At 55.4% G+C, this 23,612-nt stretch carries 19 protein-coding genes; 3 read left to right on the forward strand and 16 right to left on the reverse strand.

Going from position 1 to position 23,612, the window contains the following annotated elements:
- Position 1: 1 nt before the first annotated feature.
- The 12 genes from J5224_RS01640 to mraZ form a co-directional block, all read right to left on the reverse strand.
- Entirely contained in the window at positions 2–922 is a 921-nt protein-coding gene (locus J5224_RS01640) for a D-alanine--D-alanine ligase (RefSeq protein ID WP_264623702.1), read from the reverse strand.
- A 2-nt stretch (positions 923–924) separates the two neighbouring features.
- A complete protein-coding gene (murC, locus tag J5224_RS01645) occupies positions 925–2,385 on the reverse strand; it encodes a UDP-N-acetylmuramate--L-alanine ligase (RefSeq protein ID WP_264623703.1) in 1,461 nt (486 codons plus the stop codon).
- An 89-nt stretch (positions 2,386–2,474) separates the two neighbouring features.
- Complete coding sequence (murG, locus tag J5224_RS01650; RefSeq protein WP_264623704.1) at positions 2,475–3,539, reverse strand: undecaprenyldiphospho-muramoylpentapeptide beta-N-acetylglucosaminyltransferase; 1,065 nt, start codon at positions 3,537–3,539, stop codon at positions 2,475–2,477.
- Complete coding sequence (gene ftsW / locus J5224_RS01655; protein WP_264623705.1) at positions 3,536–4,738, reverse strand: cell division protein FtsW; 1,203 nt, start codon at positions 4,736–4,738, stop codon at positions 3,536–3,538. Before ftsW ends, murG begins: the two co-directional genes overlap by 4 nt.
- Entirely contained in the window at positions 4,738–6,054 is a 1,317-nt protein-coding gene (gene murD, locus J5224_RS01660) for a UDP-N-acetylmuramoyl-L-alanine--D-glutamate ligase (protein WP_264623706.1), read from the reverse strand. Before murD ends, ftsW begins: the two co-directional genes overlap by 1 nt.
- A 26-nt stretch (positions 6,055–6,080) precedes the next feature.
- Positions 6,081–7,163, reverse strand: coding sequence for a phospho-N-acetylmuramoyl-pentapeptide-transferase (mraY, locus tag J5224_RS01665; RefSeq protein WP_252318228.1), 1,083 nt, complete (start codon positions 7,161–7,163; stop codon positions 6,081–6,083).
- A complete protein-coding gene (gene murF, locus J5224_RS01670) occupies positions 7,157–8,518 on the reverse strand; it encodes a UDP-N-acetylmuramoyl-tripeptide--D-alanyl-D-alanine ligase (RefSeq protein ID WP_264623707.1) in 1,362 nt (453 codons plus the stop codon). The genes mraY and murF overlap by 7 nt, the downstream gene beginning before the upstream one ends.
- A complete protein-coding gene (gene murE, locus J5224_RS01675) occupies positions 8,515–10,002 on the reverse strand; it encodes a UDP-N-acetylmuramoyl-L-alanyl-D-glutamate--2,6-diaminopimelate ligase (protein WP_264623708.1) in 1,488 nt (495 codons plus the stop codon). The genes murF and murE overlap by 4 nt, the downstream gene beginning before the upstream one ends.
- On the reverse strand, positions 9,989–11,752 hold the full coding sequence (locus tag J5224_RS01680; protein ID WP_264623709.1) for a peptidoglycan glycosyltransferase FtsI: 1,764 nt from the start codon (positions 11,750–11,752) through the stop codon (positions 9,989–9,991). Before J5224_RS01680 ends, murE begins: the two co-directional genes overlap by 14 nt.
- A 37-nt stretch (positions 11,753–11,789) precedes the next feature.
- The gene (ftsL, locus tag J5224_RS01685; RefSeq protein ID WP_222158201.1) at positions 11,790–12,110 is read right to left on the reverse strand and encodes a cell division protein FtsL; all 321 of its coding nucleotides are present in this window, start codon (positions 12,108–12,110) and stop codon (positions 11,790–11,792) included.
- Complete coding sequence (gene rsmH / locus J5224_RS01690; protein ID WP_264623710.1) at positions 12,107–13,048, reverse strand: 16S rRNA (cytosine(1402)-N(4))-methyltransferase RsmH; 942 nt, start codon at positions 13,046–13,048, stop codon at positions 12,107–12,109. Before rsmH ends, ftsL begins: the two co-directional genes overlap by 4 nt.
- Positions 13,049–13,066: 18 nt before the next feature.
- Positions 13,067–13,525 (reverse strand): division/cell wall cluster transcriptional repressor MraZ, encoded by a 459-nt coding sequence (mraZ, locus tag J5224_RS01695; RefSeq protein WP_252318220.1) that lies wholly within the window; start codon positions 13,523–13,525, stop codon positions 13,067–13,069.
- Positions 13,526–14,382: 857 nt separating this feature from the next.
- On the opposite strand from mraZ, the gene J5224_RS01700 reads away from it, so the two are divergent.
- Complete coding sequence (locus J5224_RS01700; protein ID WP_264623711.1) at positions 14,383–14,823, forward strand: L-alanine exporter AlaE; 441 nt, start codon at positions 14,383–14,385, stop codon at positions 14,821–14,823.
- 91 nt (positions 14,824–14,914) lie between these two features.
- On the opposite strand, the gene cra is transcribed toward J5224_RS01700, so the two are convergent.
- From cra to J5224_RS01720, 4 genes are all read right to left on the reverse strand, one after another.
- Positions 14,915–15,919: a catabolite repressor/activator gene (gene cra / locus J5224_RS01705; protein ID WP_264623712.1), complete on the reverse strand. Its 1,005-nt coding sequence runs from the start codon at positions 15,917–15,919 to the stop codon at positions 14,915–14,917.
- 190 nt (positions 15,920–16,109) lie between these two features.
- The gene (gene ilvN / locus J5224_RS01710; protein ID WP_195312050.1) at positions 16,110–16,601 is read right to left on the reverse strand and encodes an acetolactate synthase small subunit; all 492 of its coding nucleotides are present in this window, start codon (positions 16,599–16,601) and stop codon (positions 16,110–16,112) included.
- 2 nt (positions 16,602–16,603) lie between these two features.
- On the reverse strand, positions 16,604–18,322 hold the full coding sequence (ilvI, locus tag J5224_RS01715) for an acetolactate synthase 3 large subunit (RefSeq protein ID WP_264623713.1): 1,719 nt from the start codon (positions 18,320–18,322) through the stop codon (positions 16,604–16,606).
- Positions 18,323–18,638: 316 nt separating this feature from the next.
- A complete protein-coding gene (locus J5224_RS01720; protein WP_264623714.1) occupies positions 18,639–20,441 on the reverse strand; it encodes an AMP-dependent synthetase/ligase in 1,803 nt (600 codons plus the stop codon).
- A 498-nt stretch (positions 20,442–20,939) separates the two neighbouring features.
- Between J5224_RS01720 and leuA the strand changes: the two genes are divergently transcribed.
- Positions 20,940–22,517, forward strand: coding sequence for a 2-isopropylmalate synthase (gene leuA, locus J5224_RS01725; RefSeq protein ID WP_264623715.1), 1,578 nt, complete (start codon positions 20,940–20,942; stop codon positions 22,515–22,517).
- A complete protein-coding gene (gene leuB, locus J5224_RS01730) occupies positions 22,517–23,611 on the forward strand; it encodes a 3-isopropylmalate dehydrogenase (RefSeq protein ID WP_195312045.1) in 1,095 nt (364 codons plus the stop codon). The genes leuA and leuB overlap by 1 nt, the downstream gene beginning before the upstream one ends.
- Position 23,612: the final 1 nt, after the last annotated feature.

The raw sequence follows: 23,612 nt of genomic DNA on the forward strand, positions 1-23,612 counted from the left end.
ATCAAGCAGCCGAGGCCAGGATCTGCGCGACGAGCTGCGAGAAGCTCATCCCGTGCTGCCTGGCCGCCATTGGCACCAGGCTGTGATCCGTCATACCGGGCGAGGTATTCACCTCCAACAGGTAAAACGCGCCGTCGGCGTCCAGCATCAAGTCAACGCGGCCCCAGCCGCGACATCCCAATGCGGCAAAAGCGGCTTGCGCCAGTGCGCCGATAGCCTGCTCTTGCTCTGCCAACAACCCACTGGGACAAAAATACTGCGTCTCGTCAGAGAGATACTTCGCGTCATAATCGTAAAACGCGCCCGCCGCCTGAATACGAATCGAGGGCAGAACCGTCTCGCCTAACAGCGCCACCGTATACTCCGGCCCACTCAGCCACTTCTCAACCAGCACATCGTCGTCATGCTGAAATGCGGTGTTCAGTGCCGACACCAGTTCCTCTTGCTGCGTCACTTTGCTCATGCCGACGCTGGAACCTTCACGGCTCGGTTTCACGATCAGCGGCAAGCCGAGGTGCGCACAGGCTGACTGCAACTGCTCGGGCGTTAACGCGTTATACTGCGCCCGCGTCAACGCGACATAAGGGGCTATCGGCAACCCCAACGCCTGCCACACCAGCTTGGTGCGCCACTTATCCATGGTCAGCGCCGACGCCATCACACCGCTGCCGGTGTAAGGCAACTGCAAAAACTCCAATACCCCTTGCAGCGTGCCGTCTTCACCGCCGCGACCGTGCAGGGCGATAAACACTTTGTCAAACCCGGCCTCTTTCAAGCGAGTGACCGGAAAATCGCGCGGGTCAACGGCTTCGGCATCAATTCCCGCCGCTTTTAGCCCGGCAATCACCGCCTGCCCGGAACGCAGTGACACCTCACGCTCCGCCGATGCTCCTCCCAGCAGCACTGCCACTTTTTCCGCCATACTCACTCCGTAACCAGAGGTTGTAAGCGGGTATCCGCCAGTTTACGCGCCAGCTTGCCTACATTGCCCGCGCCTTGAATCAATACCAGATCGCCATCCTGTAACGTCGGTGCTAGCAGCGTAGCCAGCATATCCGGATCGGTAACCAGAATCGGATCCACCTTGCCGCGCCCGCGAATGGTACGGCACAACGAGCGACTATCAGCACCGGGGATGGGATTTTCTCCCGCCGAGTACACATCCAGCATCAGCAACACATCCACTTGCGACAGCACGTGGGCAAAATCGTCATACAGATCGCGCGTACGCGTGTAGCGGTGCGGCTGAAACACCATCACCACGCGTTTATCCGGCCAACCAGCGCGAGCGGCTTTGATGGTCGCATCCACTTCGGTCGGATGGTGGCCGTAGTCATCCACCAACATCACACTGCCTGCGTTGCCATTAACCGCATCCAACGGAAATTCGCCCAGGAAATCGAAACGGCGTCCGGTTCCCTGAAAACTGGACAGTGCGCGCAGGATTGCCACGTCATCAATGCCCTCTTCCGTCGCCACGGCAACCGCTGCTGCCGCGTTCAACGCGTTATGGCGGCCCGGTGCATTCAGCGTAACCTGCAACAGCGGCTTACCCTGACGCGCCAGCGTAAAGTGCCCCTGCGCGCCGGACTGACGGTACTCCGCCACGCGCACATCGGCGTCGTCGCTAAACCCGTAGGTGGTGATATGACGCCCCACGCGCGGCAGCAATTCACGGATCACCGCATCGTCCACACACATCACCGCACGGCCATAAAACGGCAGATTGTGCAAAAAGTTGATGAATGTCTGCTTTAAATTTTCAAAATCGCCCTGATAGGTATCCATATGATCTGCTTCGATATTGGTGACAATCGCCACCATCGGTTGCAGATGCAGGAAGGACGCATCGCTTTCGTCCGCTTCCGCAATCAGGTAACGGCTAGAGCCCAGGCGCGCATGCACACCCGCCGCTTTCACCAATCCGCCGTTGACAAAGGTCGGGTCCAGACCCGCCTCGGCATAAATACTGGCGACCATCGCCGTGGTCGTGGTTTTGCCGTGGGTTCCGGCAATCGCGATACCGTGGCGAAAACGCATTAATTCGGCCAGCATTTCAGCGCGGCGGATCACCGGGATACGCGCCTCGTGGGCCGCAACGATTTCCGGGTTATCGGCGCTAATCGCGCTGGACACCACCACCACGCTGGCGTCTTTCACGTTCTCAGGGCGATGATGAAAATAGATCTGCGCCCCCAGCGCCGCCAACTGCTGCGTCACCGCGTTCGGTGCCAGATCAGAGCCGCTGATGTAGTACCCTTCATTCGCTAACACTTCGGCAATACCGCCCATGCCAGCACCACCGATGCCGACAAAATGGATGTGCCGCACGCAATGCATTTCGGGCACGATGGAACGCAGTTTTGCCAATTGCTGTGTATTCACTTTTTCTACCGCTACCTTTTCACTTGTACTTCATTCACTTGTCATGGAGAAACAATCTGCCCCTCCACGCATTCTATTCTGTCAGCCGCTTAACGCGCGGCGGCGACCACTTCGGCGGCCACGCGTTCGGTGGCATCCGGCATCGCCACGGAACGGGCACGCTGTGCCATATCACGCAACGTGGTGCGATCCCAACCGGACAGCACATCGCTTACTGCATCAACACTCAGCGCCGACTGTTCAATAATTTTGGCCGCACCCGCCTGTTCCAGCGGCAACGCATTCCAATATTGCTGCCGGTCTTTATGCTGAAAGGGCACAAACAGCGCAGGCAAACCGGCGGCGGCAATTTCACTGACGGTAAGCGCTCCGGAGCGGCACACCACCACGTCAGCCCAGCTATAGGCTTGCGCCATGTCATCAATAAATTCGGTGACTTTATGCTGCGGCACACCTGCCGCTGCATAAGCCTGCTGAACCTCAGCCAACGCGCCTTTGCCCGTCTGGTGCCAGACAGTAACGTTAGCGCCCAGTCGCGCAGCAACGTCCGGCAGCGTGCGGTTTAGCACCCGAGCCCCTTGGCTTCCGCCCACCACCAGCACACGGATCGGACCTTCACGCCCGGCCAAACGTTCATCGGGTGTAGGCAACGCCAACACATCGGTACGAACCGGGTTGCCCACCACGTCAGCGTTGGGAAACGCACCGGGAAAAGCCTGTAATACCTTGCGCGCAATGCGCGATAGCCAGCGGTTGGTTAATCCCGCAATGCCGTTTTGCTCATGCAGCACCACCGGAATACCGCATAACCACGCAGCGAGACCGCCCGGCCCGGACACATAGCCGCCCATGCCCAGCACCACGTCCGGCTGGTAGCGTTTCATGATCGCTTGCGCCTGACGTACCGCGCGATAAATCCGCAATGGCGCACACAGTTGCGCGGCAATGCCTTTGCCTCGCAGCCCAGAAATACGAATAAAATCAATCTCAATGCCGTTTTTTGGCACCAAATCGGCTTCCATGCGATCGGCAGTTCCCAGCCAACGAACCTGCCAACCCTGCGCCATCAAATGATGTGCGACCGCCAGCCCCGGGAACACATGTCCTCCGGTGCCGCCTGCCATCACCATCAAGCGCTTACCTTCGCCACTCATTTGGCACTCCTCGTGAACGCCTGCGCCTTAGTCAGGCGCGTCTCAAAATCGATCCGCAATAGCAACACAATGGCGGTCGACATGATGATCAAACTCGAGCCACCGTAACTGATTAACGGCAGCGTCAGCCCTTTGGTGGGTAACATTCCCGCAGCAGCGCCAACGTTTACCAGCGTTTGGAAACTAAACCAGATGCCGATAGAACAGGCTAAAAATCCGGAAAATCGCTGATCGATCTCCAACGCGCTCTTGCCGATGGACATGGCCCGAAAAGCGACGAAGAATATCATTAACAACGCCAAAACCACACCGATATAGCCGAGCTCTTCGCCTAAAATGGAAAAAATAAAGTCGGTGTGCGCTTCCGGTAAATATTCCAGTTTCTGCACCGAGTTTCCTAATCCTTGCCCCCACAGTTCGCCGCGGCCAAATGCCATCAGCGACTGGGTTAACTGGTAGCCGCTGCCAAACGGATCTTCCCACGGATTCCAGAACGACGTCACGCGGCGCATACGGTAGGGTTCCGCCACAATCAGCAAACCGACGGCAAACATGCCACAGCCAATGATGGCGAGAAACTGCCACAGTTTGGCACCCGCTAGAAACAGCATCGCCAGCGTGGTAATAAACAACACCACCACCGTGCCCAGATCGGGCTGCGCCAGCAGCAGAACGGCCAGCACCACCATCACGCCCATCGGTTTGCAAAATCCCCAGAAGTTGTTACGCACTTCCTCAACTTTGCGCACCATGTAGCTGGAGAGGTAGCAAAACAGCGCCAGCTTTGACAATTCCGCAGGCTGCACGCGCAGCGGCCCCAGTGCTATCCAGCGCGAAGCACCATTTACCGAACTGCCGACGACCAGCACCACCAGCAGCATCACCAGTGTGAGCAGCAGTAATACCGGGCTGTAACGCTGCCAGACTTCCATCGGCACGCGCATGGTGATCAACGCCAACGCAAAGGCCAGACCCAGGTAGAACGCGTCACGCTTAGCAAAAAAGAACGGGTCGCTGGTCAGGCGCTGCCCCACGGGCATGGATGCCGAGGTCACCATCACGAACCCCAGGACAGCCAGCCCGAATGTCAGCCAGAGCAGGGTGCGGTCATACATCACGATGCTCTGCACATCGCTTTCCCGCGTCCCCATGACCCAGCCTTTCAGTCGTTCAATCACTGGCAGCCCAATAAAACGCATCAGCCCAGTTCCTCCGCCAATCGGGCGAACTCATCGCCACGCTGTTCGAAGCTCTTGAACTGATCGAGACTGGCGCACGCCGGAGACAGCAGCACCAGATCACCCGGTGCCACACGCGTGGCAATCACGCGCAGCGTTTGCTCCATCGTCTCAGTTTGCTCTGCTATCTCTGGGCGCAACGCCGCCAATTGGGCACCATCACGCCCAAAGCAATAGAGGCGAATATTGTCACCCTGGACATAACGCAGCAGCGGCGAAAAATCGGCTGACTTACCGTCACCGCCTAACAGCAAATGCAGCGTGCCCATAACCTGCAATCCGTTAAGCGCCGCTTCGGTGCTGCCAACGTTGGTTGCTTTGGAATCGTTAATCCAACGCACGCCGTTACGCTGCCACACGCATTGGAAACGGTGCGGCAAACCGGTAAAGGTGGTAAGCGCCGTTAACGCGGGAGCGCGGGGTATCCCCACCGCATCCGCCAATGCCAGCGCCGCCAGCGCGTTGGTGTGGTTATGTTGCCCCACCAGAGAAATCTCTTTGGTATTCAACACGCGCTCGCCATTCACACGCAGCCAGGTTTCGCCCTGCTGGGTGTTAAGGTGATAGTCACCCACATCCACGCCAAAACTGATGCAGCGCGCATCAGCCCCTTTGACAGGCATGGTCAACGCGTCATCGGCGTTCACCACACACACCTGCGCATGGTCATAGATACGTAACTTGGCCGCACGATACTGTTGGATACCAAACGGGTAGCGGTTGGTATGATCTTCCGTGACGTTGAGAATGGTGGCAGCGGCGGCGCGCAGGCTGGAGGTGGTTTCCAACTGGAAGCTCGACAGTTCCAGCACATACAGTTGGCACGGCTGCTTGAGCAGCGTCAGCGCCGGCAGGCCAATATTCCCGCCAACACCGACCGACCAACCGGCCGCCTTAGCCATTTCACCGACCAGCGTAGTGACCGTACTTTTACCGTTGGAGCCGGTAATCGCCACAATCGGAGCCTGCGCTTCGCGGCAGAACAACTCGATATCGCCCACAATCTCTACGCCTGCGGCGGCGGCATCGGCCAGCGCGGGCGTTGCCAGTGCAATACCGGGGCTGGCGACAATCAGGTCAGCCGCTAACAACCAGTCTTCATTTAACGAACCAAGGTGGCGATCAACCTCGGCAGGCAACTTATCCAAACCAGGCGGACTAACACGGGTATCCACCACGCGCGGCGTCACACCGCGCGTCAGGAAGAAATCAACGCAGGAAAGCCCGGTTATTCCCAGGCCAATAATGACAACGTTTTTACCCTGATAGTCCATCATTGTGTTACCGCACCTTCAACATAGTGTTACCGTACCTTCAGCGTTGCCAGGCCAATCAGCACCAGCATCAGCGAAATAATCCAAAAACGCACAATCACGCGCGGCTCTGGCCACCCTTTAAGTTCATAGTGATGGTGAATCGGTGCCATGCGGAAGATACGCTGCCCGCGTAGCTTGAATGAACCGACCTGAAGGATCACCGACAGGGTTTCGACCACGAACACCCCGCCCATAATCACCAGCAAAAATTCCTGACGCAGCAGGACAGCAATGGTGCCTAACGCGCCACCAAGCGCCAGTGAGCCGACATCGCCCATAAATACCTGCGCCGGATAGGTGTTGAACCACAGGAACCCCAGACCCGCGCCGACGATCGCCGTACAGACGATCACCAGTTCACTGGCGTGGCGGATATAAGGGATATGCAGATAGCCGGCGAAATTCATGTTACCGGTCGCCCACGCCACCAGCGCAAAACCCGCGGCAACAAACACGGTCGGCATAATCGCCAGGCCATCCAGCCCGTCAGTGAGGTTGACCGCATTACTGGTGCCGACGATGACAAAGTAGGTCAGCAAAATGTAGAGCAGGCCCAGTTGTGGCATCACATCTTTAAAGAACGGCACCACCAGCTGCGTGGCCGGTGTGCCTTTGCCGATGGCATACATAGTAAACGCCACTGCCAGCGCAATCAGCGATTGCCAGAAATATTTCCAGCGCGCGATCAGTCCTTTGGTGTCTTTGCGCACCACTTTGCGGTAATCATCGACAAAGCCGACGATACCGTAGCCCAGCAGCACCAGCAGCACACACCACACATAGGGGTTGGACAAATTGGACCACAGCAGCACCGAAACGATGATCGCTGCCAGAATCATGACACCGCCCATGGTCGGCGTACCGCGTTTACTGAAATGAGATTCAGGTCCTTCGTTTCGCACCACTTGCCCGATCTGCAATTTTTGCAGCCAGGCGATCAAGTGCGGTCCCATCCACAAGGAGATCACTAACGCGGTCAGCAGGCTGACAATGGCGCGAAACGTCAAATACGAGAAGACGTTAAAGCCGGAATAAAACTTGACCAGATGCTCGGCCAGCCACACTAACATGCTGCATTCTCCTGTAATGCGTGTACCACATGCTCCATCGCAGAACTCCGGGAGCCTTTAACCAAAATACTGGTCGTGCCATGCGCAGAGAGCAGCGTTTGCAAACGCGCTATCAATGCAGCTCGATCGGAAAAATGTTCACCACGTTCACTGGTGATGCTGATAGCCTGACTTAAAGTACCTATGCTCAACACCGCATCAATGCCAGCGTCGCGGGCCACTTCGCCCACCGTCTGATGACACGCCTCGGCATCCTCACCGAGTTCCCCCATGTCGCCCACCACCAGCACGCGGTAGCCCGGCATCTCCGCCAGCGTGTGCACCGCCGCAGTCATCGACCCCACATTGGCGTTGTAGCTGTCATCCAGCAGCAGCTTGTTTGCCGCCAGCATGATGGGGAACAAGCGCCCCGGCACGGCCTTGAGCTGCGCCAGCCCGTCTTTCACCTGCTGTAACCCTGCGCCTACTGACATCGCCAATGCGGTAGCCGCCAGCGCGTTTGCCACGTTATGTCGGCCGGGCAACGGCACGTTGACCTCCAGCGAGCCAAACGGCGTATGGAGTTCAAACAGCGTGCCCCCGCCTTCATTACGAATATCGCTGGCGTAGTAGTCGGTGTTTTCACCGTGCTGCGGCGAAAATTGCCATACCGTTTTGTCGCGCAGTACGTCGTGCCAACGCGTCAGGTCATTGCTGTCAGCGTTAATCACCGCAATGCCCTTGGTGGGCAAGCCGTTGAAGATCTCCCCTTTGGCTCGCGCCACGCCTTCCAACGATCCAAACCCTTCCAAGTGTGCGGCAGCCAGGTTATTGACCAACGCGCTATCAGGACGCACCAGATTGGTGGCATAGGCAATCTCACCAATGTGGTTGGCCCCTAACTCAATCACCGCAAAGCGATGATCAAGGGTGAGACGCAGCAGCGTTAACGGCACGCCAATGTCGTTATTGAAATTGCCGTCGGTGTAAAGCACGTCGCCACACTGGCGCAAAATCGCAGCCGTCATCTCTTTGACGGAGGTTTTGCCGGAAGAACCGGTCAATGCCACCACGCGCGCAGAAGATTGGCGACGCATCCAGGCACCCAGTTCGCCCAACGCCAGACGGGTATCCCCCACCAGCAGCTGCGGCACGTCGATAGGTAAGTGCTTACTGACCAACAGAGCCGCCGCACCAGCGCGTACTGCCTGATGGGCATAATCATGAGCATCAAACTTTTCACCGCGCAGTGCGATAAACAAACAGCCCGGCGTCAATTTTCGGGTATCAGTGCATACCGTCTCCACGGCCACATCCTCGCCGAGGAGTGTGGCATTTAACGCCGTGGCCAGTTGCTGCAACGTTACGCGAATCATGCGACAACCCCCAGCAGACGCGCAGCAGTCACGCGATCGGAATAATCGAGACGCTGATTGCCCACCAGTTGATAATCCTCATGGCCTTTACCTGCAATCAACACAATATCGTCCACGTTGGCCTGCATAATGGCACTGGTCACCGCTTCTGCGCGACCGTGCACCGCCAGAACCCGTCCGGCATCCACCAGACCGGCAAGAATATCTTTCACGATAGCCTGCGGCTCTTCGCTTCTGGGGTTATCGTCCGTCACCACAACACGATCGGCCAGTTGCTCCGCGATGGCCCCCATAAGTGGGCGCTTACCTTTGTCACGATCGCCGCCGCAACCGAATACACACCACAGTTGACCAGAGCAGTGCGGACGCGCCGCCGCCAGCGCTTTTTCCAGCGCATCCGGCGTGTGGGCGTAGTCCACAATCACGGTAGGTTTACCCGGTGCTTTAAACACTTCCATGCGACCACAAACCGGCTGCAATTGTGCGCCGGTTTCCAGTAATCGATCCTGCGGATAGCCAAGGGAAAGTAACGTTGCCAGCGCCATTAGCAGGTTGCTGACGTTAAATTCACCCATAAGGCGACTTTCGATGCGACCGCTGCCCCATTTAGAGTCAAACGCAATTGAAGCGCCTTCGTCGTGATAATCGACGGCAGTAGCTTTCAACCAGCGACCACGGCAGCCTGGCACCAGATTATTGTGCAGCGTCACCGCCACGGCATCCGGCAACTGCGCCAACCAGCGCCGCCCTACCTCATCGTCGGCGTTAATGATCGCCTGGCCCACTTTATGTTCGGAAAACAGAGACCACTTGGCCGCCTCATAGCTTTCCATATCGCCGTGATAATCCAGATGATCGCGGCTCAGGTTGGTGAAAACTGCCGCCGCGAACGGCAACGCCGCAACGCGATGTTGCACCAAGCCGTGCGAGGAAACCTCCATCGCCGCAAAGGTTGCGCCTTGTTCAACCAACTGATTCAAAACATGCTGTACATCGACGGCCGAGCCAGTGGTGTTCGCCGTGGGATTAACGTGCCCTAACAGACCATTACCCACGGTGCCCATCACGGCACTGGTATCGCCCAGCAGTTGGCTCCATTGGGCCAGCAACTGTGTGATCGTGGTTTTGCCGTTGGTGCCGGTCACGCCGACCAGCCGTAATTTTTCCGCAGGCTGCTGATAGAAACGCCCCGCCAACGCCGACAGGCGTTGGTTCAAATTACTCAGATACACAACCGGAACGCCGTGCATTTCACGCACGGTACCATCGGCAGCTTCACCGTCTGCCTCTGCAATCACGGCTGCCACCCCTTGTGCAATGGCCTGAGGAATATAGCGACGCCCATCCGCACTGTGGCCGACTACGGCCACAAACAGATCGCCCGCCGCTGCTACGCGGCTGTCCAGCGTCATTTCCCGCAGTTGGCGCGATGGGGCATCTTGCACCCACGGTGCCAGTAAATCGCACAGATTACGATCTGCCACCTGAAACCTCTTTATGGTTAATCACAAAATCATTTTTATCGCCGACGGGTAGCGCATCCGGCTCAACGTTCATGGTGCGCAATACGCCGCCCATGATGGCACCGAACACTGGCGCAGAAACGGAGCCGCCGTAGTAATTGCCTGCCTTGGGATCGTTAATCACCACCACCAGCGCAAAGCGCGGGTTGCTGGCAGGCGCGACGCCTGCGGTGTAGGCAATGTATTTGTTGATGTATTTGCCATCCGGTCCGACTTTTTTCGCCGTACCGGTTTTAATGGCAACGCGGTATCCCTTGATCGCCGCTTTGGTTCCGCCACCACCGGGCAGAGCCACGCTTTCCATCATGTGCACCACCGTACGCACGATGGGCTCAGCGAAAATGCGCTCCCCCGGCACCGGCGGATCGACTTTGGTAATGGAGAGTGGACGATAGATACCATAGCTACCGATAGTGGCGTAAACGCGCGCCAGTTGCAGCGGCGTCACCATCAATCCATAGCCGAAAGAAAAGGTGGCCCTCTCTATGTCAGACCACCGTTGTTTTTGAGGGTATAAGCCACTGCTTTCTCCGACCAACCCCAAATTGGTCGCTTTTCCCAAACCAAAACGCGAGTAAGTATCTACCAGCGCTGAGGAGGGCATCGCTAACGCCAGTCGTGAAACACCGACGTTACTCGACTTCTGTAGTATCCCGGTCAGGGTCAGTTCCGTGTAGCGGGCGACGTCTTTGATTTCATGACCGTTGATGTAGTAAGGCAAGGTATTGAGCAGGCTATTTTCTTTGACCACATTCCGTTGCAGCGCCGTCATTACCACCATCGGTTTTACCGTCGAACCCGGCTCGAAAATGTCGGTAATGGCGCGGTTACGCATAACGTCCATCGGCGTGCCCGCCAGATTGTTCGGGTTGTAGGAGGGACTATTGGCCATCGCCAACACTTCACCCGTGTTGACATCCACCAGAACAGCGGTGCCAGCTTCCGCGTTATTGAAGGCCACGGCGTTGTTCAGTTCGCGATAAACCAACGCTTGCAGGCGCTCGTCGATGCTCAACATCAGGTTATGTGCGGCCTGACTGTCAACGGAAGAGATATCCTCAATCACACGGCCAAAACGGTCTTTACGCACCGTGCGCTCACCCGGTTGCCCAGTCAGCCAACGATCGAAGCTTTTCTCAACGCCCTCAATCCCCTGCCCATCAATGTTGGTGAAACCAATCAGGTGAGACGTGACCTGACCGGCGGGATAGTAACGGCGTGACTCCTGGCGCAGATAAATACCCGGCAGCTTGAGTTTGTGAACGTATTCACCGATAGCGGGATTCACCTGCCGTGCCAGATAGACAAAGCGCCCCTTAGGATTGGCGTTGATTTTCGCCGCCATCTGATCGAGCGGCAAATCCAGCGCATCAGAAAGCGCTTTCCAACGGGTATCGAGCGACACGCCGCCGTGTTCATTCAGTTCCTTGGGATCGGCCCAGATGGCGTTAACCGGCACGCTGACCGCCAGAGGACGCCCAGCGCGATCGCTGATCATGCCGCGCGCGGTGGGAACCTCCTGCACGCGCAAGGAACGCATATCCCCTTCACGCACCAGTTGGTCCGGGTTGATCACCTGCAAATAAGCGGTGCGCAACATCAGCCCCACCATCGCCAACAGTATGCCTGTACAGAGCAACGCAAAACGCCAGCTTACAAAGCTGGCCTTATCTTCCTGTCGTTTCAACTTTCCTGTGCGCGCTGCTTTCATGTCAAATGAGTACCTATGCTCTCATGCTCAACCAGACTCACTGTTTGACTACGATATTTTCCTGCGCCGGGTCCACGTGCCCCATGTGCAGCTTTTCCGTTGCGATACGTTCCACCCGACTGTGATCGCCCAAGGCGTTCTCTTCCAGAATCAGGTTGCGCCATTCGATATCCAACGCATCACGCTCCAACAACAACTGCTCACGCTGTGCGGTCAGCAAACGCGTTTTGTGCGCGGTCGTCACCACCAGCACCGCAGAAACCAACGCACCAATCAGCAGCAGCAGTGGCAATTTGCCGTGACGAAGAATGTCCTGACCGATAATACCCGCCAGGCTGTGCCGCTCGTTGCTTATCATTCCGCTAGCCGTTCCGCGATACGTAACACGGAGCTACGCGCTCTCGGGTTTTCTGCGACTTCGTCTTCCGGCGGCATCATCTTGCCCATCGTTTTCAGGGTTTGACCGCCCTGTGCACGCAGCTGCGCTTCAGTAAGCGGTATCCCAGCCGGCACCTGTGGCCCACGGCTGTGATGACGCATAAAGCGCTTCACAATGCGATCTTCCAGCGAATGAAAACTGATGATCGACAAGCGGCCCTGTGGTGCAAGTACCGTCAGCGCGCCGTTCAGCGCCTGCTCAATCTCATCCAGTTCACTGTTGATATAGATACGTATAGCCTGAAAACTGCGGGTTGCCGGGTGTTTATGCCGCTCTTTCATCGGGCTGACCGCCGCAATCAGCGATGCTAACTCGCGCGTGCGCGTCATCGGTTCTGTGCTGTTGCGTTCCACAATGGCGCGTGCAATGCGCTTAGCAAACCGTTCTTCGCCAAAGGTTTTCAACACCCAGGCAATGTCGTCGGCTTCTGCCGTTTGCAACCATTGCGCTGCCGACTGCCCGCGCGTCGGGTCCATACGCATATCTAACGGGCCATCGCGCATAAAAGAAAAACCGCGCTCAGGATCGTCCAGTTGTGGCGAAGAGACGCCCAAATCGAGCAGCACGCCGTCGATACGCCCGGTTAACCCCAGGGTCTCCACATAACTTGCCAGCGCGGAAAACGGTCCGTGCACGATAGAAAAGCGTGAATCTTGAATTGCCTCGGCAGCCGCGATGGCTTGAGGATCGCGATCGATAGCCACAAGGCGTCCTTCCGGTCCGAGACGGGAAAGGATCAGCCGCGAATGACCGCCACGGCCAAACGTGCCATCGATGTAGGTGCCGTCAGTGCGGATATTGAGGCCATTAACCGCTTCATCCAACAGCACAGTGGTGTGTTTATAATTTTCTGGCATGTATTTCTTTCAGCATGACTACAGTGATAAATCCTGCAATCTCTCGGACAACGGGGCGTCAGAGGATTGCTCAGCGTCAATATCGTCCTTGACCTGTTGATACCAGGCCTGCTCATCCCACAGTTCAAACTTGTTGAACTGACCGACCAGCATCACTTCTTTCGTCAGGCTCGCATGTTGCCGTAGCGTGCTGGCAATCAGTAGACGCCCGGCATTGTCCATCTGGCATTCACTGGCATGGCCCAACAGCAACCGCTGCACGCGGCGCTCAGCGGGATTCATGCTCGACAGACGTGACAACTTTTGTTCAATGATTTCCCACTCAGGCAGAGGGTAAAGCAGCAGACAGGGCTGATGGAGATCAATGGTGCAAACCATCTGACCTTGCGATGTCTCTGACAGCGTTTCCCGATAACGGGTAGGAACGGCGAGCCGACCTTTACTGTCGAGGTTAATCAGCGTAGCCCCACGAAACATGCTCGAGTTACCCCTTCATGACCTTTTTCACCACTTTATCCCACAAATTCCCACATTGATGAGTTTACGGAGGGTATGAAAACCTTGTCAAGCCAGAGCGGACGCGCTTTGGAATTATTTCTGCCTCAAGACGGACATGAATGGCATAAAATGGAATAACAGACGGAAATTAAGAGAGATTAACGCCATGAAAATTTGAGGAAAAATTATTTCTGGATAAACAATCAGAAAGAAAGAGTAATAATTTCTCATTTTTACTTAAATTTACCATTAATCATAAAACGCTTATGAAATCGTCGCCGTATTTCTCCCCCATCACCCGCGCCCGGCGCTTGCCAGCAGCGCACGCCAGACCGATACCGGTCACATTTTTACCCGAAAATATCGCTCATCCCATTCGACTGTTACAACAATGTCGGCACGCTATTCTATTTTCTTTTTGGCAATGATGCTGCCAATTTTTCTTTATTTAAGGTTACGAAAAACCATTGAGGTTTTTTACCGTTAACGACTACGTTCGTTGGTTAATTATTATATTATAAGAGTATTCCTAAAACTCACGTGTTCCATACTGTTATTTGGGTTAACAGGGGACTTTTTGCCCGCCGAAAAATATTCACCAAACGCAAAAACACAACCAATTGTTTATAAACATAATTTCTTCGACTGCCGCGCTTAATAAACCGCCATGCCACCTTTCTTCTATAAAGTAGCGTCCATAAGAAAAAAGCATGAAAAAATAAAAATTTATCGCTACTTACAACTTCAATATCCAGTGAAGTACACTACACACATAAAATACACCAACATAATTAACTGCATTTCACCCAATTAACTGTATAACGGAGTCTCTCTGCATGTTCTCCCCTGAATCCCGATTGCGTAGTGCGGTAGCGGACACAGTCGCTATGGTAATCTACTGTTTTATAACGGGTATGCTAATTGAGATCTTGCTGTCTGGCATGAGCTTCCAGCAGTCGCTCTCTTCGCGGCTGGTGTCGATCCCCGTTAATATCGTTATTGCCTGGCCCTACGGCTTGTACCGCGATCGTATCCTGCGTCTGTCTCAGCGCTTCATGACACACGGCACTTGGGTAAAAAATCTGGCAGACCTGTTTGCTTACGTCAGCTTTCAATCGCCGGTCTATGTAGCCATTCTGTGGTTTATTGGTGCCACCCCGCAGCAGATCGTCGCAGCGGTAACCAGCAATGTATTGGTATCTATGGTAATGGGTGTCGCCTACGGTTATTTCCTCGATTACTGTCGCCGTCTATTTCGCGTCGCCGTGCCGGGCTGACGTTCAGGACGACATCACAATTACCGCTAAATACGGGCAACAAAAAAGCCATCCTGATACCGGATGGCTTTTTATTAGGAATAATCCCAAACTAGCGGCGACTGAGTGAACCGCGTCGATAGAGACTGCGCCGAATGCGCGTTAAACCGGGCTTGGGCTTCTTAGGTTCATCCAGGCTTGCCAGCACCAACTCCAGCACCCGCTCAGCCACTTCGCGATGACGCTGCGCCACGGAAAGCACCGGACACTCGAGGAAATCGAGCAGTTCGTTGTCCCCAAACGTGGCAATCGCCAAGTTGTTCGGCAACCGTCCGCTCTGCTTCAGGGTAATATCCATCACCCCTTGCAGCAGCGGAAACGAGGTGGTGAATAGCGCCTGCGGCATCGGGTGATGTTGCAAATACTCTTCAAACGCCGTCGCCGCCGCTGAGCGTTCGTAGCTGTTGGCATAGAGGAAATTCACCTGGCGCGGATCCTCTGCCCACGCCATACGAAACCCCTGTTCACGCAGAAAACTCACCGAAAGCTCCGGCAGCGCCCCGAGGTAGAGCACCGACTCCGCCGGGATCTTGCGCAGTTCCTGCGCCAGCATTTCCGCATCCTCACAATCGGCACCCACTACGCTGGTGAAGTGTTCGCGATCCAACGCGCGATCCAGCGCGATAATTGGCAAGCTGTCCCCGGCCCAACGCTGATAGAACGGGTGCTCTGGAGGCAACGCCGTCGACACGATAATGGCATCAACCTGACGTTGCAGCAGATGCTCAATACAACGCATCTCGTTATCTGGCTGATCTTCAGAGCAGGCAATCAGCAATTGATAACCGCGCTGACGCGCCTGACGCTCCAGATAATTGGCAATTTTGGTATAGCTGGTATTTTCCAGATCCGGAATCACCAGCCCGATAGAACGGGTACGCCCAGCGCGTAATCCAGCAGCCACCGCATTGGGATGATAATTATGCTCACGCACCACCGACATCACCTTTTCTACGGTTTTATCACTGACGCGGTATTGCTTGGCCTTGCCATTAATAACGTAGCTGGCAGTAGTGCGTGAAACGCCCGCAAGGCGCGCGATTTCATCCAGTTTCACGTTAGCCCCTTTAAATAAGCTGGAAAATAAAAAATAAGGATGTCCATATTTTAAGCATGGATATCGTATAGATCTAACCGCAGAAGCTGGTAATCAGCAACCGCTTTATTGTTGTTCAGGGTTATAGGGACAAAAATAAAAGGCCCGCCAATACGACGAGCCTCTTTATCATAGATCAACGCAGGGGAATTTAACGCATAATCTTATCGCCGCGTGATACGCCGACAATACCCGAACGCGCCACCTCGACAATTTCTGCCACGTCACGCACTGCACTCAGAAACGCATCCAGTTTGTCACTGGTGCCCGCCAATTGCACGGTGTAGAGCGTTGCGGTGACATCCACAATCTGCCCACGAAAAATTTCCGTGCTGCGCTTCACTTCTTCCCGGCCATAACCCGTGGCCTGCAATTTCACCAGCATGATTTCACGCTCAACGTGCGAACCCTGCCCCAGTTCACTCACGCGCAGCACATCAACCAGCTTGTGCAGTTGCTTCTCAATCTGCTCGATAACCTTGGCATCACCCACCGTCTGGATGGTCATACGCGACAGCGTTGGATCGTCGGTCGGTGCCACCGTCAGGCTTTCGATATTATACCCACGCTGGGAAAACAGGCCGACAACGCGCGACAATGCCCCAGATTCGTTTTCCAATAACACAGATAAAATCCGGCGCATGATCAGGTCCTCTCCGTTTTGCTTAACCACATTTCATCCATGCCGCCACCGCGAACGTGCATGGGATAAACGTGCTCACTGCTGTCGATGGTGATATCCACGAACACCAGACGATTCTTCACCGCCAGCGCTTCACTCAGCTTACTTTCCAGCTCCTGAGGTGACGTAATCGCAATACCAACATGACCATAGGCTTCCGCCAGTTTGACGAAATCCGGCAGCGAATCCATGTAGGAGTTGGAATGCCGTCCTGAATAGATCATGTCCTGCCACTGCTTCACCATGCCGAGGAAGCGGTTGTTGAGGTTAATCACCACCACTGGCAAATCATACTGCAACGCCGTAGACAGCTCCTGGATGTTCATCTGGATGCTGCCATCACCCGTCACGCAAATCACCGTCTCTTCCGGCAATGCCAGTTTGATGCCCAGTGCCGCTGGCAGGCCGAAACCCATGGTGCCAAGGCCACCGGAATTGACCCAGCGACGCGGCAGATCGAACGGATAGTAAAGCGCCGCGAACATCTGGTGCTGCCCGACGTCCGATGCCACATAGGCTTTGCCGTCGGTCAAACGGTGCAGGGTTTCAATCACCGCCTGCGGCTTGATCTTGTCGCTGTCTAACGGATATTTCAGGCATTGGCGCGCACGCCACTGCTCAATGCGTTGCCACCAGTCGCGCAGCGCGTCAAAATTCTGCTGCGTTTCGCCCTGATCCAGCAGTTCCAGCATCAGCGACAGCACCTGGCGCGCATCTCCAACAATGGGAATATCCGCATTAACGGTTTTCGAAATGGAGGCCGGATCGATATCGATATGCAGCACCGTGGCATTCGGGCAGTACTTCGCCAGATTGTTAGTGGTGCGATCGTCAAAACGCACCCCGACCGCAAAGATCACGTCGGCATTGTGCATTGCCATGTTAGCTTCGTATGTGCCGTGCATGCCAAGCATGCCCAGACACTGACGATGCGTGCCCGGAAAACCGCCCAATCCCATCAGAGAGTTGGTAACCGGCAAGTTCAAACGTTCTGCCAGTTGGCGCAGTTCTTCATGGCACTCCGCGTTGATAACCCCGCCACCCGCGTAAATAATCGGTGACTGGGCGCTGAGCAACGTTTGCAGCGCACGGCGAATTTGCCCCTTATGCCCTTGAATCGTCGGGTTGTAGGAACGCATAGTGACCGCATCGGGATAGAGGTACGGCAGTTTATTGGCAGGACTCATCACATCTTTCGGCAAATCCACCACCACCGGGCCGGGACGCCCGCTTGATGCCAGATAGAACGCCTTTTTCAGCACCGTGGGCACATCTTCGGCCTGTTTGACCAAGAAACTGTGCTTCACCACCGGACGAGAAATGCCGACCATGTCGCATTCCTGAAACGCGTCGTAACCGATAAGCGAGGTGGCTACCTGCCCAGACAACACCACCATCGGGATGGAGTCCATATAGGCGGTGGCAATACCGGTAATCGCATTGGTAGCGCCCGGACCCGAGGTGACCAGCACTACGCCGACATCGCCGGTGGCGCGCGCATAACCGTCCGCCATGTGCACCGCACCCTGCTCGTGGCGCACCAGAATATGGTCAATACCACCCACGGTGTGTAGCGCATCGTAAATATCCAATACTGCCCCGCCCGGATACCCGAACACATATTTCACGCCCTGATCGATCAACGATCGAACCACCATCTCGGCGCCTGACAACATCTCCATGGGATTGCCTCTTTTCGTTCTGAGAGCGGCATCGCGGCGCTGGCATCACAGCGCGACACGCGTCATTGTCTTATCCAGAATTTGAATATAGCCGATTACCATAACGTTAGACGATGGCACAGGCAAACGAGGGAGAAGCAAGGAACACACAAGAAGAAACGGGTTTACACCGCCAGAAGGGATTCAGCTGAGATAAAACGCTAAATGGCGTCATCGCGGATAGTGATTATTCCGCGATGACAGCCAATTGCAGCGGTAAATTTTCAGCAAAAAAGTTAAAAATTCGTGTATCTGACCCGCAGCAAGTTACTCGGGGTTATTCGCCGTACATGGCATCGATTTCCAACTGATAGCGCTGGGCGATGATCTTACGTCGCAGTTTCAATGTCGGCGTTAACTCCCCGCTTTCCATGGAGAAAGGGGTCGCCAGCAGGGTAAAGCGCTTGACCTGTTCGACGCGTGACAGCTCTTTTTGCATGTCACGCAGGCGCTGTTCAAACAGTTCAATAATGTGACTGTGGCGTAACAACTCAAGCCTGTCATGATACTTGAGGTTGGCGGATGCCGCGTACTCTTCGAGCGCTTCAAAACAAGGCACAATCAACGCAGAGACATATTTGCGCGCATCGGCAATCACCGCCACCTGCTCGATAAAGCGGTCTTGGCCCAATGTGCCTTCCAAGTGCTGCGGCGCAATATATTTTCCGCCGGAGGTTTTCATCAGGTCTTTCAGACGCTCGGTGATATACAGGTTACCCTCGGCATCCAGCTTCCCGGCGTCACCGGTTTTCAGCCAGCCATCGGCGGTGAAGGCTTCAGCGGTTTCCTGCGGACGGCGGAAATAACCGCGCATCAGCGTAGCACCGCGCACCTGTATTTCGTTTTCGTCGCCAATGCGCACTTCAATTCCGGGGAGCGGTGTGCCGATCGAGCCCAGCCGCACGTTATTCGCTTCCCAGCACGAGACTGTGGCGCAGGTTTCCGTCATGCCGTAACCGTAAATAACGCGCACGCCCATCGACTGGAAAAACAGAATGATATTCTCATCCAGATGTGCGCCAGCCGCAGGCATAAAGCGAATCTTACCGCCCAACAGGTGGCGCAGTTTGGTCAACACCAACCGATCTGCGACGCGATGCAGGAGAGCCTGCAACGGTGAGCGTGATTTGCCCGCAATACGCGTCAGAAACGCCTTGCGCCCCTGGGCGATAGCCCAGTTAAACAGCGTACGACGATGCCAGGGTGCCTGTGCCACTTTTTCATGAATGGCGCTATACACTTTCTCGTAAAAACGCGGCACCGCACACATCACGGTCGGTGAGACGGCCTGCATCGCATTGCGTACCAGATTGGTGTCGGTCAGATACACGTTTTGCGCACCGGTATGCATGATGTAAAACGACCAGGCGCGCTCAAACACGTGAGACAGGGGCAGGAAGCTCAGAGAGATATCGTCCTGCGACACGCACAGGCGCTCATCATGCAGCTTCAGCACCATCGCCATGTTGGCGTAATCCAGCATCACCCCTTTCGGCTCACCGGTGGTGCCGGAGGTGTAGATCAGCGTGAAAAGATCGTCCAGATTGCGCGCATCGATGCGCTGTTGCAGCGCAGGCTGCCAGTAGGCGTCATCCACATCGGCCTCGAACGCCGCCAGCGTGAGCGCCAACGGGCAGTGATGCAGGTTCACATTGTCATCAAGCACAATGATGCGTTTAAGCTGCGGGCACTCCGGCAGCAGCGCCAATATCGCATCATACTGCGGCTGAGAACCGACAAAAATGGTGCGTATATCCGCGTCATTGATGATAAACGCCGCCTGCGTCGCCGTGTTGGTGGCATAAATCGGGACGGTCACACCACGCACGTACAACGTCGCGAGATCCGCCAGCGACCAGTTGAGGGAATTATGAGAGAACAGCGCGACACGCTCTTGGGCATCAATCCCCAGCGAGAGCAGTGCAGTGGCAATGCGACGAATACGCGCACCGGCCTGAAACCAGGTCAACTGCGTTTCGCCAGCGGCGGACCACTCACGCAGTGCGGTACGGCCGGAACAATGAGCAATCTGGTGTTGAATGCGTTCAACCAAATGGTATTGCGACAAATGGGTAGACATAATAAAAATGAGCCTGGGAAATTTCAGCGTACAACTGTTTATTATTTTGGCGCAGTCTACTGATCTTGCCAGAAACCGCAACGATCTTTCACGTTGGTATGACGGAAGATTGACGCCACGCACATCTCCCTATTTACGCACTCCACGTGACGACAGCAACGCAAACGGTTTCGTTGCGACAGAAAACGGGCACAACACAATTACCACAAATGCTTGACATACCCACAAGAATCAAGTACCAATAAAAGCACGAGCGATGCCATTTACGCGGTTAAGCGGTGTATGGCGAATTTTACAGCTAAACGGATCAGACGAGATATCATGTTCAAACACACTTTCCTACTAGGCCTACTACTACACGCATCAACATTGCGCGGTATGCCTGTGGGTGAAAGTCAGAGCTGATTTCACGTTACACAGAACGAAGAACCCGCGCCGATGCGCGGGTTTTTTTTTACCCGTCCGGCGCTCGAATAAACACGATAAGGAATCTTTCCAATGAGCCAGCAGGTCATTATTTTCGATACCACATTGCGTGATGGTGAGCAGGCCTTACAAGCCAGTCTGAGTGTAAAAGAGAAACTGCAAGTGGCCTACGCGCTGGAAAGATTAGGCGTGGACGTGATGGAAGTCGGCTTCCCGGTCTCTTCACCGGGCGATTTCGAATCGGTACAGACCATTGCGCGTCAGATCAAAAACAGCCGGGTGTGTGGTTTGGCCCGCTGCGTTGATAAAGATATTGATGTCGCCGCCGAAGCGCTGCGCGTTGCCGAAGCCTTCCGTATTCACGTGTTCCTGGCTACCTCCACCCTGCACATAGAATCCAAACTGCGTTTGTCGTTCGAGCAGGTGATTGAGAAAGCGGTGCACTCCGTCAAACGGGCACGTAACTACACCGACGATGTAGAGTTCTCCTGCGAAGATGCAGGTCGTACGCCTATCGATAACCTGTGCCGTATCGTTGAAGCCGCAATTAACGCCGGTGCTACCACCATCAACATTCCTGACACCGTGGGTTACACCACGCCGTATCAGTTCGGCGGCATCATCACTACGCTGTACGATCGTGTGCCGAACATCGACAAAGCAATTATTTCCGTGCACTGCCATGACGATCTGGGCATGTCGGTCGCTAACTCCATCACCGCCGTGCAGGCTGGCGCGCGTCAGGTAGAAGGCACGTTGAACGGTCTGGGCGAGCGCGCAGGCAACACCGCGTTGGAAGAAGTGATCATGGCGATCAAAACCCGTCAGGATTTGCTGAATGTCCACACCAATATCAATCATCAGGAAATCTATCGCACCAGCCAGTTGGTGAGCCAGATTTGCAACATGCCGATCCCCGGCAACAAAGCGATTATCGGTTCTAACGCCTTCGCCCACTCTTCCGGTATCCATCAGGACGGTGTGCTGAAAAACCGCTCCAACTACGAAATCATGACGCCGGAATCCATCGGCTTGAAGGAAGTACAACTGAACCTGACGTCTCGCTCCGGCCGTGCGGCAGTGAAACACCGTATGGAAGAGATGGGCTATCAAGACAGCGACTATAATCTGGATACGCTGTACGCCGATTTCCTGAAACTGGCCGACAAGAAGGGCCAGGTGTTTGACTACGATTTGGAAGCGCTGGCCTTTATCAATAACCAGCAGGAAGGCGCAGAATATTACCGTCTGGATGCTTTTAACGTGCAATCCGGTTCCAGCATGATAGCGACCGCTTCCGTGCAGTTAGGCTGTGGCGATGAGGTGCAAGCCGAAGCTGCGACAGGCAACGGCCCGGTCGATGCGGTTTATCAAGCCATTAACCGCATCACGGGCTACGGCATTGAACTGGTGAAATACCAGTTGACCGCCAAGGGCCAAGGGCGCGATGCGCTGGGACAGGTGGATATCGTCGCCGCTTATCAAGGTCGTCGCTTCCACGGGGTGGGTCTGGCGACCGACATCGTTGAGTCTTCCGCCAAAGCGATGGTCAACGTCTTAAATAACATCAAACGCGCACAGTTAGTAGAACAAGAAATTCAGCGTTTGCAGCACCACAACAAACAACAAAATAGCCAGGAAACAGTGTGATGACAAAGAGTTACCATATCGCCGTCTTACCCGGTGACGGCATCGGCCCGGAAGTCATGGCGCAAGCCCATAAAGTGTTAGACGCGGTTCGCCAGCGTTTCGGTTTGCGTATCACCACCAGCGAATATGACGTCGGCGGCATTGCTATCGACCGTCAGGGCACACCGCTGCCCCCCGCCACCGTCGCCGGTTGCGAGCAGGCTGACGCCATTCTGTTCGGCTCGGTTGGCGGCCCAAAATGGGAGCATCTGCCGCCCGCAGAGCAACCGGAGCGCGGCGCGTTGCTGCCATTGCGTAAGCACTTCCGTCTGTTCTGTAACCTGCGTCCGGCGCGTCTTTACCAAGGGCTGGAAGCATTTTGCCCACTGCGCAGCGACATCGCCGCGAACGGTTTCGACATTCTGTGCGTGCGCGAACTGACCGGCGGTATCTACTTCGGCCAGCCGAAAGGCCGTGAAGGCAGCGGTCAACATGAACGCGCTTTCGACACTGAGGTGTATCACCGTTTTGAGATCGAGCGTATCGCTCGCATTGCCTTTGAGTCAGCGCGCAAGCGTCGCAGCAAAGTCACGTCCATCGATAAAGCCAACGTGCTGCAAAGCTCCATCCTGTGGCGTGAAATCGTCACCGAAGTCAGCAAAGACTACCCGGACGTGACGCTGGCGCACCTGTACATCGACAACGCCACCATGCAGTTGATCAAAGATCCGTCCCAGTTTGACGTGATGCTGTGCTCCAACCTGTTTGGCGACATCCTGTCTGACGAATGTGCGATGATTACCGGTTCAATGGGTATGCTGCCTTCCGCCAGCCTGAATGAACAAGGTTTCGGCCTGTACGAACCGGCGGGCGGTTCTGCACCGGATATCGCGGGCAAAAACATCGCTAACCCGATCGCACAGATCCTGTCATTGGCACTGCTGCTGCGCTACAGCCTGGAAGCGGATGACGCGGCTAACGCCATCGAAAACGCGGTCAACACCGCGCTGGCCGAAGGCTACCGTACTGGCGATCTGGCGAGCCGTGACGGCAAAGCCATCAGCACCGACGAAATGGGCGATGCCATTGCCCGCTTTGTGGCGCAAGGGGTGTAAC

This window comes from Candidatus Symbiopectobacterium sp. NZEC135 (assembly GCF_025962695.1).